Below are 13097 nucleotides of genomic sequence, written 5' to 3' on the forward strand. Positions count from 1 at the left end.
AATACCCAAGGTGACGTCAGGATTTACAGCGTTTCCACGCCAGTGCGAAGCCTTTCAGAAGCATCGCTTCGCCATCTGCAAGGATCGGTGGCAGCCCCTGTTTGCCAAGCGCTGCGGAATAAAGCGCGCCAAGTTTGGGCTCAGAGATCACGGCCACTTGCTGGCCCAGCCAATACGGACGGGTCGCCGACAGTTCGGCGCCAAGCAGCGCCCCCCAAGTCTGTGCCTGAAGAGTGTTCCCTGCATGATCCTGAAGGCGCGCCTCAGCGCGGGCGGAGGCAAGCTTGGCAGCCAACCTTTCAGGCTTGCTGATCGTATCGGACAGGGCGTCGTCAAACTCTGGGGTGGATGGGTCGGGCAGGGCGCATTCGCCCTCGTCAGACAGCGCCGTTGCCAGATGTTGGGTGGCGAAAGTCTGCATGCTGACAACTTCGCCCGCACTGATATGGGCCCAGGTTGTTTCCATGTCGGGAAGGCACAAGACACCGTCAAAATCGGGGTTTAGGGACAAAAAGCCCGATATACGGGTTTCGGCCCCGCTGGTGATCGCAGTTGGGCTTGATTGGCTAAGACCTCTGATGCCGATCCGGGTCAGGGGGCCGCAGACTTTGGGGGCCAGAGTCTCGGCGATCGGTTTTGCGGGCAACGGGCGGTACCCGTCACTGGCCATGCCGCAAGTCACCAGAGCCGCGTCCTCTGTTTCGGCAAATTCCGTGACTGCGGCAATCCACGCGGCCTCGTCCGGCGCAGTGATTGACGTCTTGCGGGCCAATTGCCCCGAGGGGTCAACCGCATAAAGGAAGGTACATCCGGCCTTGATTTCGGCCGCAATCCAAATCGTAGTCACGTGATCCATCCCCTGTTCGCTTGCGCGCCATCCTTCCCCGATTTTACCGCGTCACGCAATCTTTCGCGTGATCGGGCAAAACTGATCCAGATCAAGGGGGACCCCTCGGAAATGGTATAGCTCACAATTAGCTTTTACCGAGGAGGACTTCGAAGATGCGTATCACGATGAGAACAAATATCGCCATGCGGGCGTTGATGTTCTGTGCCGTCAACCAAGGCCGGATCGTGCGAAAGTCCGAGATTGCCGAGGCGTGCAACACCTCGGAGAACCATTTGGCCCAGGTCATCAACCAACTTTCCCGACTTGGCTTTCTGGACACGCTGCGTGGACGCGGCGGTGGGATTAAGCTGAACAGAGAGCCCAAGGACATCTCTGTGGGCAACGTCTTTCGTTCGCTTGAAGGGACCTTGCCACTGGCAGAGTGTTTTACCGGTGGGGAAAACACCTGTCCGATCAAAAATGCCTGTCGCCTGAAGGGAACGCTTTCACGCGCACAAGAGGCCTTTTACGCTGAGCTGGACAAGGTGAATTTGCGCGACTTGACCCAAGACAATGACCAGTTGTGCGGGATTTTGATGGCCGAGGCGTAAGGCCCCGAATACAGCTTTGCACAATTCACTGGCACTACCGTGCCAGAACCCCATGAAATTACCCAAATTTCGGTGAAATTCTGGTCTTGGGCTTGTTCGTTTGACGGGTGGGGGGCATTCAAGAAAGAGTACCCCCAAAGCGTGCAATACAATGACCAGCCGTTCCCCGACTTTAAGCCAGAAACTTGCTGACCTGATTGCGCAGATCTATCCCGATCTCGATCCAGACATCCTTGCCAGCCAAGTGGTCGAGGCCTTCTGGCCCGACGCCGCGCCCCGTCGCAAACGTGCGCGCGCGCCGGGTAATCGTCTTTGGTCGTCGCAGGATGCGATGGTGATCACCTATGGCAACTCGCTTCAGGACGGGAAGCACAAGCCCTTGGATGTGCTGCACGATTTTCTGGAAGAGCAACTGGCCGACACGGTGAATGCCGTCCATATCCTGCCGTTCTTTCCCTATACCTCGGATGACGGTTTCGCGGTCACCGACTACCGCGCGGTCAATCCTGTCCTTGGCAACTGGGAGGACATCCAGCGCATCGCCGGTTCGTTCAAGCTGATGTCGGATCTGGTGCTGAACCATGTCTCTAGTCAGGGGACGTGGTTCAATGGTTATCTTCAAGGCCATAAACCCTTCGACAAGTTTTTCTTCGAAGCCTCGCCCGAAGACGATCTAAGCCAGGTGGTTCGCCCCCGGACGCACCCGCTGCTGCGAGAGGTCGAAACAGCAGATGGTACCCGCCATGTCTGGTGCACCTTCAGCCACGATCAGGTTGATCTGGACTTCCGCAACCCCGAGGTCCTGTTGGAATTCCTGCGGATCATGCGCCTGCATATCGACAATGGCGTGCGGATTATCCGGTTGGATGCGGTGGCCTTCGTATGGAAAGAGATCGGCACAAGCTGTATCCATTTGCACCAAACCCATGCCATCGTGCAGTTGATGCGGGTGCTGTGCGACTTTGCCCATGAACCGCTGGTTCTACTGACCGAAACCAACGTGCCCAATGTCGAGAACCTGTCGTACTTCGGGAACCGGAACGAGGCCCATTCGATCTATAACTTCTCGCTGCCGCCTTTGATCCTGCATGCGATGATGTCGGGAACGGCCGAGTATCTGCATCGTTGGCAAATGTCGATGCCACCGGCGCAGCTTGGGTGCGCCTACCTGAACTTCTCGGCCAGCCATGACGGGATCGGGATGCGTCCGGCCGAGGGGATCATCACCGAGGACGACAAGGCGCAGATCGTCGACACGGTGAAGGCCTTTGGCGGGCGCGTGTCCATGCGGGCCCTGCCTGATGGCGGCGAGGCACCATATGAGCTGAACATCACCTTCTTTGACGCGATGAAGGGCACGTTTGACGGGCCGGATGACTGGCAGATCGAACGCTTCCTGTGCAGCCAGTCGATCGTCATGGCGCTAGAGGGTATTCCGGCTTTCTACATTCACTCTTTGCTTGCCACGCCGAACGATCATGTTGGCGTCGAAAAGACCGGCGCAAACCGCGCGATCAACCGGCACCGGTGGGATTACCCGAAGCTGAAAGCGCTTCTGGAAGACCCCAATAGCACCCAGTCGCGTGTGCTGGGCGAGATGCGTCGTCGGATCCAGATCCGCTGTGCGCAAGAGGCCTTTCACCCCAATGCGACGCAATTCACTTTACATCTGGATCCGCGTGTCTTTGGCGTTTGGCGGCAGGGACTGGATCGCGATCAGTCGATCTTTGCTCTGCACAATGTCAGCTTGGACGAGGTCACGGTCTCGCCTCTGTCGATCAACCTGATCGGCGGGGAAACATGGGTGGACCTGCTGACTGGGGAAGAGATCAAAGCAACCGGCGGCGACATCACGCTTGCCCCGTATCAGTGTCGGTGGATCAGCAACCGCAGTTAGACGCCAAAGGCTTCCCGGTCTGCGGCGACAGCTTTTAGCATATCGCTCATCAGCGTGGTGTCGGCAGAGTGCACACGGCTCCACGTCGGGATGAAGGGTGTGGCCGAGGGGTTGTCCATGAAGACCTGACCGGCGGTCATGATGTTCTGGGCGAACAACTCGATCATCTGTTCTTCGGCATGGCGATCAATGGCAAGACCGTTCATCTGTGCATCTGCCTGATAGTTTTCCAGCAGGTCCAACGCGGTCCGATAATAGGTGGCTTTCAATGTGCGAAAGACCTCTTCGGTAAACACCGTGCCATCGGCGGCCAGTTTGCGGAACAGTGCCTTGCTGATATCGACGGACATCCGCGACAGACCTTTCGAGGCATCCTCTTCCGACACGGGCTGGTGTTTGTGGTCATAATTGTCGGTCAGTTCGACCTGACAGACAGAAGAGGGCGCAAGGTTGCGCCATGCCTCTGAAAGCGTGCCGATCTCTAACCCCCAGTCGGACGGAATACGTAAGTCGGGCAGCATCGGCATGCGCATCGCAAACTCGCCCGACAGCGGGTACCGGAACGAGCGCAGGAAATCGAGGTAATCGCGGTCGCCAATGACCTTCTTCAGGGCAATCAGGATCGGGCTGACCAGCAGGCGGCTGACCCTGCCGTTCAGCTTGCCGCCACCTACACGGGGATAATAGCCCTTGGCCATCTGGTAGCGGAAGTTGGGGTTGGCCACCGGATAAACCAGACGGGCCAGAAGCTCCTGATCATAGGTCACGATATCGCAGTCATGTAGCGCCACGACCGACGTGTCGGCGCAGGCCATCATATAGCCCATGCAGAACCATACGTTCCGACCTTTGCCCAGTTCGCCGGGGTCGATGTTCAGGTCGTCCATCCGTTTGTGGATTTCCTTCATCCGCGGTCCGTCATTCCAGATCACGACATGGTCCTGAGGAAGGCGGCTGAAGAATTCGCACGCGTGCCGGTACTGCGCCTCATCCGCGCGATCCAGTCCAATTACGATGCGATGCAGATAGGTAACCTTGGACAGCTCATCCAAAATCTTGGGCAGCGCTTCGCCTTCCAGTTCCGAGTAGAGCGACGGTAGGATCAGCCCGATCTTGCGGCTGTGTCCGATTGCGGTCAGCTCGTGGTTCAGGGTCTCGACCGACTTGGTGCGCAGGTTGTGCAGCGTGGCAACGTTGCCGTTCTGGTGAAAATCAGCCAAGGGTGGTCTCCTTCCGGGTCAAAGCCCTAGTTCGTTCAAAATCTCGTTGATCGCCGCGTTCCAGCCTTCCGGACCAGGCAAGTTCGTGCGGCGGATTTGACCGGTCTCTTCACCCCGCAGATTGGGTAGGGGTTGCCGGTGCGGATTGGCGATGATTACGCCATAGGTTGCCGCCTGAAGCATCTCGACATCATTGGGCGCGTCGCCCAAGGCAACCGATGGGGGGGCGCCAAAGCTGTCTGCTATTTCCGCCATCCGGTCGGCCTTGGTGCTACCAAGCGAGAAGGTCAGGAAGCGTCCGCCTTCGCGGGCGCTGATCCCCTGTTTGGCCAAGGCATTGATGAATGCGGTTCGGTCCTTTGGGCGTCCCGACCAAAGCCCGGGTTCAGAGAACTGGCGCAAACAGGCCAATGAGGCGTTTTCCGGCGACAGACCTGTGGCCTGTGCGACGCCACCGATGCCCAGATCACCGAACCCGCGAAACGGCGCGCGCAGGTTTTCGGGCAGGCTGTCGAGTGCTGCTCTGATCTGTGCATAGTCTGTTGAATCGCCAAGACTGTTTTGACCCGGGTTCAACAGCCCGGCCCCGTTTTCAACGATGGCGGGCGCGTCGGCAAACCCCATCTGCTGACGGATCGGTGCGATCTCAGCCGCGGTTTTGCTAGAGGCAAGCACGACCGGAATGCGCAGGCTTTTCAATCGTTCCAAAGCCGGAAGCGCGGCGCTGTGGCTATAGGTTTCGTGATCCAGCAACGTCCCGTCTAGATCGGTGAAAACGATCAGGGGAGGAAGGGTCATGAATGAAGCTCCGGTTGTCGGATCAGCTGGCAGGCTGGCGTCAGGTTGCGCTTAACCTTTCGCTTCAAACAGGGTGTGACAACATTAGCGCGGGCGGAAACGCCTAAGAAATCAGCAAAACCCCACGACCTTGCTGCGGTTTGCGGAAAATTGCGCCGCGCTGCTTAAAAATGCGACGCCCGTGAATCCTAGCGCATCCAGAGGTTCGATCGCTTCAATTGATTGCGGATTGCCCGCTCTTTGCGGGGCAGGGCGTCACGGTCAAACAACGCCCGAGCCTTCTGGCCCTTGGGTTGAAAGATCATTCGGCGGAAAGGTTCATACTGTTTCAGAACCTTCTTGATCTTGTTCGGAGCGGCGACCTTTTCCATCACTTCAATCACCCGGTCTGGCGCACGGGCATACATCAGCGGCAATATGCGCCAATGGTAGGTCACGTCACCATCCAGCCCATCCAGTTCGGGGCCCGGACGCCCGCCACCAAGTGCATGGATCACAAGCGGCAAAGCGATTTGATCCAGCCACGGATACAGTTCCTGGCAGACCAAAGCCTCGGGTGCGTCATCGCGGATCGTGGTCGCGTATTCTGCAAAACGCTTGCCAAAGGCGTCAGGGCAGGGGCCAAAGAACCAGCCCGCGTTGAAGTACATGTAGCGCTGCCAGTATTCCTCTGGCTGCGACAGATCCAAAGAGCTTTCGAAGTCCAAGCCGAACCGGTCGTAAAGCGATTTCCACGTCTCAGAGTAGCCCGGCCCATAAAGCTCGATTGTAGGCCAAGTGCCTTCACGGTTCATGCTGGCGCTTGGGCGGCTGAAGTCAAAAGGAACCTCTGACAGGGCCCCGGTCACAAGCGTATCTGAATCGAAGAAGATAAAGGGTTCACCTTTCGGCAAAACCTTAAGTGCTTCGATCTTGTTGCCCTGCGGATAGCCTGCGCCGAAGTGTTCTGTGTCAAAGGGCAGGATTTCTGCACCCAGCTTTTCCAGAAGGGCGCGCACATCGGGGTTGTTGATACGCGGGTCGCCATCCCACCATCGCGGACCGGGCTGAGGCTCTGCCACAATCATGCGACCTTTGAACCCGGGGTCGGAATGGCGCAACGACGCAACGAACAGCGCTGCTTCGTATTGCAGGCGGCCGGATTGAGCAGCGATCAGGATGTTGAACTTCGACATGCGCGGACCCTAGGTCGGAATTCGGGAAAAGGGAACCGCCCACGCGGATGATTTGGATGCGTCAGGAGGTCAGCTGTCAGGGGTGTTGTCGCTGTCGGCCGCCGCTGTCTCTGCGTCTTCTTCCGCATCAGGCTCGACCTCAATCGGGTTGCCCTCTTCGTCCAAAATCACTGCCGGAGCGGGCGGTGCGACTGGGCCGCGGGGCACACGGCTGACCACGCGGAGCGCGCTCATACTGTGGCCATATCTACTTAGGCTTCCGGTGCCCTCGATCACGTCACCCGGAAGCAGGTCGTTGGTGATCGCTGCATCAAGTTTGCACAACGTGAAAGCGCGGTCTTCCGCTTCTTGGAAATGCAGGCCCAGACACCCGTCCACAACGTCGTTCAAACCGTTCTTACTGACAACGTAACGCAAGCTTGCCTCTGGAGCAGGGTTCATCTTTTGCCAGACCCATGGAATTGCGTGATAGGTGACCGAATAGAACAGGATGACCGAGAAGACAGGCAGGGCAAGTACGACAAACAGCAGCTTCTTCAATGCAGGCATGCGTTGCGCATCAACAATGGGGCGCCGAAGCATCGTCATTACAGGTTTGAACAGGATCAACAAAGCTGCGGCAGCCATGCCGGGGATCAGAAACTTGGTGGCCATCTGATCAAGTTCCAGCGTTGGAGCAACAGAGTCTGTCAGAAATGCGAAGGCTGTTACGCCGAGAACAGCCAGCAGAGGCAGGCGTAAAAGGAAGTCGAAAATGTCACGGTTTCTGGGGCCTATATCGACCTGCATTTTTGGCTCTGGCATCCGGCCACTGCCCGGATGATAGGCACCCGAGGTCGTCGGAGAATAGGTAGCCTGGCCGCCAAAATTAGCGGCATAGCGATAGGAAATGCCAAGCGGAAACAGGAAAAGGAAAACATAGGCCCCGAAGCCAAACACCATCGCGCTGACGGCGATGCGCCCGAATTCGGCTGGTATGGGGCCAATCCCACTGCGCACAGACATCTCTAGCCCAAAGGCTACGACTGCGCCCCAGGCAAGACTGCATAGTACGAAGACGATCCGGCCAAGGATCCCTCGGCTAATCTTAATGGCGCTGTCATGGAACGAGGGTATTAGGTAGGTCAGTGCCCCGGCACCGGTAAACAGAAGCAGCCCCGCCTTGAACTCGGTGCTCAGGTCTGGGTCCACGGGTTGTTGCACGAGATTGGCATACAGAAAACACACGTACAGCCCCGCCAGACCAAACAAACGGGCCGCAATGTCGTCGAACAGCAATCCCCATCGCATTGGGTATCGTCCCCACTCAATCAACTTTGATCAAAACGCGAACCTCGCTTTGATCTTCAATAGCCCGAGAGTGGCGAAAATCCTTTAAGCTGTCTAGCTTCTGAACGGATAGATTGCTTCAAAATAAGGGATTGTGGCTCTGTGTGTGCCCCATTGTCCCCAGATTGGAGTGGTTTACGACAGATCTGACGCGCTAAGTTTGAATGCCTTGCCGAAACCTCCGTTCAAAAGGGCGTGGTTGACGTGAAGCCGGACAAAGCAGAAATCCGCGAAATCAACGTATAGCGCGGCTTTGGGGTGGGACTTGAGGTAGTGTTCACGAAGTGCGGCGTGCGCGTCGGTGTCGCGCGGCAGGAACTCTGCTTCGCAATCCAGCGTCAGGCGCGGGTGGGTTAGTGGATCGCCTTTGGGTCCGGGCTCTCCGACCAGCAAAGAACACCGGGGGTCCGCCTTTAACGCTGCTGTGTGGCTGGAGAGGTTGGAGATCAGCGTCATGGGGGTTCCGTCTAGGTCTGTGCCGACTGCTATCCGCGTGACCGATGGTGCCCTGGTCTCTGGCGACAGGACGGCCAGCGCGCCAAAGCGGGCTGTGTCGATCAACTCATTCGCGAGCGATCTGGCTTCATTATCAACAGGTTGGAAGGGGGCTTTGGCTGGCATCGAGTTCGGGTCAGATCGTCTGGGCGTCAGAGCATTCGCGGAAAGATTGGACGGCGTTGGCGGCGTGGGTGAGGGGGATGATCATGACGGACTGGCCGGTGGCGGCGATGGCCCACTCGTTATATTGCAGCCCGTCCAGCACATTGCCGAAGCCCCGGTCGGTGACTGTCAGGCCGGTCTTATCGGGGGTCAGTTGGTGGCGGTCTGTGGTGATGAAGATGGGGCGTGTTTCGTCGAATTTGATCGCGAAAACGTCGTCGGCTTCCCATGGTTCTGACCGGGTCAGAGTTATGGAAAACTCTTCATTTACAGGGGCATAGGTCAGGTGAACGGTGCCGTCGGGCATTTGGTGGGAGAGGTGGCAGATGGCGCCGTCAGAGCTGGCTTGCCAGCCAAGGGCGGGGGTGGCGAGACAGCAAAGAAGCAACGGCAAACGCATGGGATCAGCCTAGCATCCCTTAGTCGCGGGAGGAATAGTAGCGTTTGCGCGCCTCTTCCTGAATGTTCAGCTCTTGCTGCAGGCGGGCGAATTCGGCCATGGCGGCTTTGCGTTCTTCCGGGTCGGTGAGGGTCTGCATGAATTCCGCGTGCGATTTCAGGGCCTTACGCAGCTCTACCTCTTTCGGCAGGGCACCGGCCTCGGCCATGATACGAAAGCCTGCCTCTTCCGAGGCGTCGCCGTGACCGGCGGGCGGCAGGGGTTTTCCCGCGCCTTTCAGATCGTCCAGCTGCCCCTCTGCCTTGGCCTTGAGGATCTGGCGTTCGATGAGTTCTCGCCATTTCATGGGGCAAATATAGGGGCGGGGGCGCCCCCAATGAAGGCGTTTTTCGACCGTATGACCTGCATATGACTGCCATTTGACGTGCATATGAGTCTTTTACGCCCCCCTTTCCCGTGCGACTTCCGGCTTGTGCGGACCCTCGTGCGCGGTAAAGTCCATTCATAGTTAAGGCGGCCCATGCCGCGGATCGAGTATTTTGAGAAAGCGTTTTTTATGAATTTTGAACTGGTGTTCTATGGGGTCGTCGCCCTGATCGCCTTTGCGCTGTTCGGCGCGATTTTCCAATGGTTACGTCAGCCCAAACGACTGCCCTATATCGCGGTGGACGGATCGAACGTGCTGTATTGGGATGACGATACGCCGTCGTTGAACACCGTGAAGCGGGTGGCCGAACAGTTGCGCGTGGACGGGTTTCAGGCGGTGATCTGGTTCGATGCCAATGTCGGCTATCTGGTCTCTGACCGCTACCTTGGCCCCAGAGCCTTGGCGCATCACCTTGGGCTGCACCCGCGCTATGTCCGGGTGGCGGGCAAAGGCACCCCGGCCGACCCGCTGGTGATCGAGGCCGCCGCGACCCTGAATGCCCGGATCGTCACCAATGACCGGTTCCGCGACTGGGAAGAGACCTATCCGCAGGTGAAGGACAAAGCGCTGTTCGTGCGCGGAAGCGTTCGCAACGGCGCGTTGAAGCTGCGGTATTAGCGAGGCGCTGACCACGTGCCTTGGCAGGGCACTTGGCGATGTAGGATGGGTGATTTCACCCATCATTTGGTGTTTGAGGTGATGGGTGCAGAGCACCCATCCTACGCTTTATGACCACGTGCCTTGGCGCGGGGCGACCAGCCCCGGGCCGCGCCCGACCCTCCCCCCGGGAGGGCGCATTTGCGACGTTATCGCGGGATCAACCTTTGGGGGTGTTTGACACCATAAAGCGCGCGCCACCGGCGTTGCGAAGCGCCCACCCAGAGTCGGGCGCGGCCCTTCATGAAGTAGGACCGGTGAAAAATCTCAATTTCAGTTGTGTGAGTTCACTGCTATGATTCTGGCATGATTTCCATTGTTGAACTTGCCGCCGAGTTAGGCATCCGAAAGCAATCAGTTTTCAAAATTGTCAAACGCCTCGGTATCGAGGCTCAGAAGCTTAAAACGGATGACTCTCGTGGGCAATTGGCTGCTCATGTAAGCGACGAAGAAGCGGATTTGATCCGACAATCTGTTAAACCGCAGGTTTCTCCGATGAAAGCTGATGAGAAAACGAATTCAGCGGGATGGTTTTATTTGATCCAGCTGGAACCGGAAGTTGACCCCGGGCGCTACAAAGTTGGGTTTGCTCAAGATCTTGATCAACGAGTCCGCTCGCACAGGACTTCCGCGCCGTTTTCCATTGTTGTTAACGCATGGCCCTGCAAATTCCTGTGGGAAAAGACCGCAATTGATTGCGTGAGTAGAGACTCAGAGAAGCTGCATACAGAGGTTTTCCGTACGAGTGATTTGGGCGAGGTTGAAAGTTTGGCTGAACAGTTTTTCTCGGCGATGCCAAATCCCAACGATTTGAGTTAGCTCCTACCTCTTCCGCCTCTTCACACCACCCCGCTGCCCCGGTTTCCCGGCCTTTGACCGGCCCGTGGCAGCTTCGCCTGCGGCCTCGATGGCGGATTGGCGGGCGAGGGGGTCGTCTGATACGGCGAGGTCCACGGCCTCGAGCCGTTTGATCTCATCCCGCAGGCGTGCGGCTTCTTCGAACTCAAGGTTCTCGGCGGCTTTGCGCATGTCGGTGCGGAGCCCGTCCAGATGCGCCTCTAGGTTCGCGCCGTGCATCGGTTTGTCGATCTTGGCGGTGACGCGGGATTGATCGGTGTCGCCTTGGTAGAGACCGGCGAGGATATCCTCGACATTCTTTTTCACGGTCGCGGGGGTGATCCCGTGTTCTTCGTTATAGGCGATCTGTTTTTCGCGGCGGCGGTTGGTTTCGGCTAGTGCGCGTTCCATCGATCCGGTGATGCGGTCGGCATACATGATGACGCGGCCTTCGGCGTTGCGCGCGGCGCGGCCGATGGTTTGGATGAGAGAGGTTTCCGAGCGTAAGAAGCCCTCTTTATCGGCGTCCAGAATGGCGACGAGGCCGCATTCGGGGATGTCGAGGCCCTCGCGCAGCAGGTTGATGCCGATCAGCACGTCGAAGGCGCCAAGGCGCAGGTCGCGCAGGATCTCGATCCGCTCGATCGTGTCGATGTCAGAGTGCATGTAGCGGACCTTGATGCCCTGTTCGTGCATGTATTCGGTCAGGTCCTCGGCCATGCGTTTGGTGAGCGTCGTGACAAGGGTGCGGAAGCCGTTGGCGGTGACCTTGCGGACCTCATCCAAGAGGTCGTCGACTTGCATTTCGACGGGGCGGATTTCGACCTGAGGGTCCAGAAGACCGGTGGGGCGGATGACCTGTTCGGTGAAGATGCCGCCGGTCTGTTCGATCTCCCATTTCGCAGGGGTGGCCGAGACGAAGACGGATTGCGGGCGCATGGCGTCCCATTCCTCGAACTTCAGCGGGCGGTTGTCCATGCACGACGGCAGGCGGAACCCGTGTTCGGCCAGCGTGAATTTGCGGCGATAGTCGCCCCGGTACATGCCGCCGATTTGCGGCACGCTGACGTGGGATTCGTCGGCGAAGACGATGGCGTTGTCGGGGATGAATTCGAACAGGGTGGGGGGCGGTTCGCCCGGGGCGCGGCCAGTGAGGTAGCGCGAGTAGTTCTCGATCCCGTTGCAGACGCCGGTGGCTTCCAGCATCTCAAGGTCAAAGTTGGTGCGTTGTTCAAGGCGCTGGGCTTCCAGCAGCTTGCCTTCGGCCACCAGTTGGTCCAGCCGGGTGCGCAGTTCTTTTTTGATGCCATTTATGGCCTGCTGCATCGTGGGTTTGGGCGTCACATAGTGAGAGTTCGCATAGACGCGGATGCGGTCCATCGTGTCGACCTTTTCGCCTGTCAGCGGGTCGAATTCGGTGATGGATTCCAGTTCCTCGCCGAAGAAGGACAGTTTCCAGGCGCGGTCTTCAAGGTGGGCGGGCCAGATTTCCAGACTGTCACCTCGGACGCGGAAAGACCCCCGCTGAAAGGCCGCGTCGTTGCGGCGGTATTGCTGGGCGACAAGATCGGCCATGACGGCGCGCTGGTCGTATTCTTGCCCGGCGATCAGGTCTTGGGTCATGGCGCCGTAGGTCTCGACCGAGCCGATACCGTAGATGCACGACACAGAGGCCACGATGATCACATCGTCGCGTTCCAGAAGGGCCCGCGTGGCCGAGTGGCGCATGCGGTCGATCTGTTCGTTGATCTGGGATTCTTTCTCGATATAGGTGTCCGACCGGGCGACATAGGCCTCTGGCTGGTAGTAGTCATAGTAGCTGACGAAATACTCGACCGCGTTGTCGGGGAAGAAGCCTTTGAATTCGCCGTAGAGCTGCGCCGCCAGCGTTTTGTTCGGGGCGAGGATGATGGCGGGGCGCTGGGTTTCCTCGATCACCTTGGCCATGGTGAAGGTCTTGCCGGTGCCGGTGGCACCCAGAAGCACCTGATCCCGCTCGCCGTCTTTCACGCCCGCCGTCAGTTCCGCAATCGCCGTAGGCTGGTCGCCTGCAGGTTCGAATTCGGTGTGCATGACGAAAGCCTTGCCGCCTTCCAGCTTTTCCCGCGTTTTCACGTCGGGGGCAGGGGCGTGCATCATTGGCTGCGATTTGTCGGAATGAACATGGGGCATGGGCGACTCCTTGAACGCCACATTTGATCACTTTTTGTTCCGGTTCAAGGGGCGGGTTTTCGGGCGACTCGGTTAGATGTGCTAG

General features: G+C 58.2%; 13 protein-coding genes. 4 read left to right on the forward strand and 9 right to left on the reverse strand.

From position 1 onward, the window contains the following. Window positions 1–16: 16 nt before the first annotated feature. Complete coding sequence (locus CLM58_RS08130) at window positions 17–847, reverse strand: 2-dehydro-3-deoxygalactonokinase (protein ID WP_158221880.1); 831 nt, start codon at window positions 845–847, stop codon at window positions 17–19. A 155-nt stretch (window positions 848–1002) separates the two neighbouring features. On the opposite strand from CLM58_RS08130, the gene CLM58_RS08135 reads away from it, so the two are divergent. Further along, a complete protein-coding gene (locus CLM58_RS08135) occupies window positions 1003–1440 on the forward strand; it encodes an RrF2 family transcriptional regulator (RefSeq protein WP_095595436.1) in 438 nt (145 codons plus the stop codon). A 151-nt stretch (window positions 1441–1591) separates the two neighbouring features. Further along, complete coding sequence (locus CLM58_RS08140) at window positions 1592–3337, forward strand: alpha-amylase family glycosyl hydrolase (protein WP_095595437.1); 1746 nt, start codon at window positions 1592–1594, stop codon at window positions 3335–3337. Here CLM58_RS08140 and CLM58_RS08145 read toward each other — a convergent pair. The 7 genes from CLM58_RS08145 to CLM58_RS08175 form a co-directional block, all read right to left on the reverse strand. After that, window positions 3334–4557: a glycosyltransferase family protein gene (locus tag CLM58_RS08145; protein ID WP_095595438.1), complete on the reverse strand. Its 1224-nt coding sequence runs from the start codon at window positions 4555–4557 to the stop codon at window positions 3334–3336. The two genes, CLM58_RS08140 and CLM58_RS08145, sit on opposite strands and share 4 nt — an antisense overlap. 18 nt (window positions 4558–4575) lie before the next feature. Next, the gene (locus CLM58_RS08150; RefSeq protein ID WP_095595439.1) at window positions 4576–5355 is read right to left on the reverse strand and encodes an HAD-IIB family hydrolase; all 780 of its coding nucleotides are present in this window, start codon (window positions 5353–5355) and stop codon (window positions 4576–4578) included. Window positions 5356–5543: 188 nt separating this feature from the next. Then, complete coding sequence (locus CLM58_RS08155) at window positions 5544–6530, reverse strand: hypothetical protein (protein WP_095595440.1); 987 nt, start codon at window positions 6528–6530, stop codon at window positions 5544–5546. 69 nt (window positions 6531–6599) lie between these two features. Continuing rightward, entirely contained in the window at window positions 6600–7820 is a 1221-nt protein-coding gene (locus tag CLM58_RS08160; RefSeq protein WP_095595441.1) for a hypothetical protein, read from the reverse strand. A 174-nt stretch (window positions 7821–7994) separates the two neighbouring features. Beyond that, the gene (locus tag CLM58_RS08165; protein ID WP_095595442.1) at window positions 7995–8480 is read right to left on the reverse strand and encodes a HugZ family pyridoxamine 5'-phosphate oxidase; all 486 of its coding nucleotides are present in this window, start codon (window positions 8478–8480) and stop codon (window positions 7995–7997) included. 10 nt (window positions 8481–8490) lie between these two features. Beyond that, entirely contained in the window at window positions 8491–8919 is a 429-nt protein-coding gene (locus tag CLM58_RS08170; RefSeq protein ID WP_095595443.1) for an excinuclease ABC subunit B, read from the reverse strand. A 19-nt stretch (window positions 8920–8938) separates the two neighbouring features. Continuing rightward, window positions 8939–9265 (reverse strand): DnaJ family domain-containing protein, encoded by a 327-nt coding sequence (locus tag CLM58_RS08175; RefSeq protein WP_095595444.1) that lies wholly within the window; start codon window positions 9263–9265, stop codon window positions 8939–8941. A gap of 210 nt (window positions 9266–9475) precedes the next feature. Between CLM58_RS08175 and CLM58_RS08180 the strand changes: the two genes are divergently transcribed. Together CLM58_RS08180 and CLM58_RS08185 are read left to right on the forward strand one after the other, a co-directional pair. After that, window positions 9476–9964, forward strand: a complete 489-nt coding sequence (locus CLM58_RS08180; RefSeq protein ID WP_095595607.1) for an NYN domain-containing protein — start codon at window positions 9476–9478, stop codon at window positions 9962–9964. A 345-nt stretch (window positions 9965–10309) separates the two neighbouring features. Continuing rightward, window positions 10310–10822: a MarR family transcriptional regulator gene (locus tag CLM58_RS08185; protein ID WP_095595445.1), complete on the forward strand. Its 513-nt coding sequence runs from the start codon at window positions 10310–10312 to the stop codon at window positions 10820–10822. A gap of 3 nt (window positions 10823–10825) precedes the next feature. On the opposite strand, the gene uvrB is transcribed toward CLM58_RS08185, so the two are convergent. Then, the gene (uvrB, locus tag CLM58_RS08190; protein WP_095595608.1) at window positions 10826–13012 is read right to left on the reverse strand and encodes an excinuclease ABC subunit UvrB; all 2187 of its coding nucleotides are present in this window, start codon (window positions 13010–13012) and stop codon (window positions 10826–10828) included. Between the last annotated feature and the right edge of the window lie 85 nt (window positions 13013–13097).

This window comes from Actibacterium pelagium (genome assembly GCF_002285415.1).
Classification (GTDB): Bacteria; Pseudomonadota; Alphaproteobacteria; order Rhodobacterales; family Rhodobacteraceae; genus Actibacterium_B; species Actibacterium_B pelagium.

Coding starts and splice junctions, on each gene's coding strand:
- CLM58_RS08150 (WP_095595439.1), bottom strand. CDS start 5,355: ATGACCCTTCCTCCCCTGATCGTTTTCACCGATCTAGACGGGACGTTG.
- CLM58_RS08185 (WP_095595445.1), top strand. CDS start 10,310: ATGATTTCCATTGTTGAACTTGCCGCCGAGTTAGGCATCCGAAAGCAA.
- CLM58_RS08160 (WP_095595441.1), bottom strand. CDS start 7,820: ATGCGATGGGGATTGCTGTTCGACGACATTGCGGCCCGTTTGTTTGGT.
- CLM58_RS08135 (WP_095595436.1), top strand. CDS start 1,003: ATGCGTATCACGATGAGAACAAATATCGCCATGCGGGCGTTGATGTTC.
- CLM58_RS08170 (WP_095595443.1), bottom strand. CDS start 8,919: ATGCGTTTGCCGTTGCTTCTTTGCTGTCTCGCCACCCCCGCCCTTGGC.
- uvrB (WP_095595608.1), bottom strand. CDS start 13,012: ATGCCCCATGTTCATTCCGACAAATCGCAGCCAATGATGCACGCCCCT.
- CLM58_RS08155 (WP_095595440.1), bottom strand. CDS start 6,530: ATGTCGAAGTTCAACATCCTGATCGCTGCTCAATCCGGCCGCCTGCAA.
- CLM58_RS08180 (WP_095595607.1), top strand. CDS start 9,476: ATGAATTTTGAACTGGTGTTCTATGGGGTCGTCGCCCTGATCGCCTTT.
- CLM58_RS08175 (WP_095595444.1), bottom strand. CDS start 9,265: ATGAAATGGCGAGAACTCATCGAACGCCAGATCCTCAAGGCCAAGGCA.
- CLM58_RS08165 (WP_095595442.1), bottom strand. CDS start 8,480: ATGCCAGCCAAAGCCCCCTTCCAACCTGTTGATAATGAAGCCAGATCG.
- CLM58_RS08140 (WP_095595437.1), top strand. CDS start 1,592: ATGACCAGCCGTTCCCCGACTTTAAGCCAGAAACTTGCTGACCTGATT.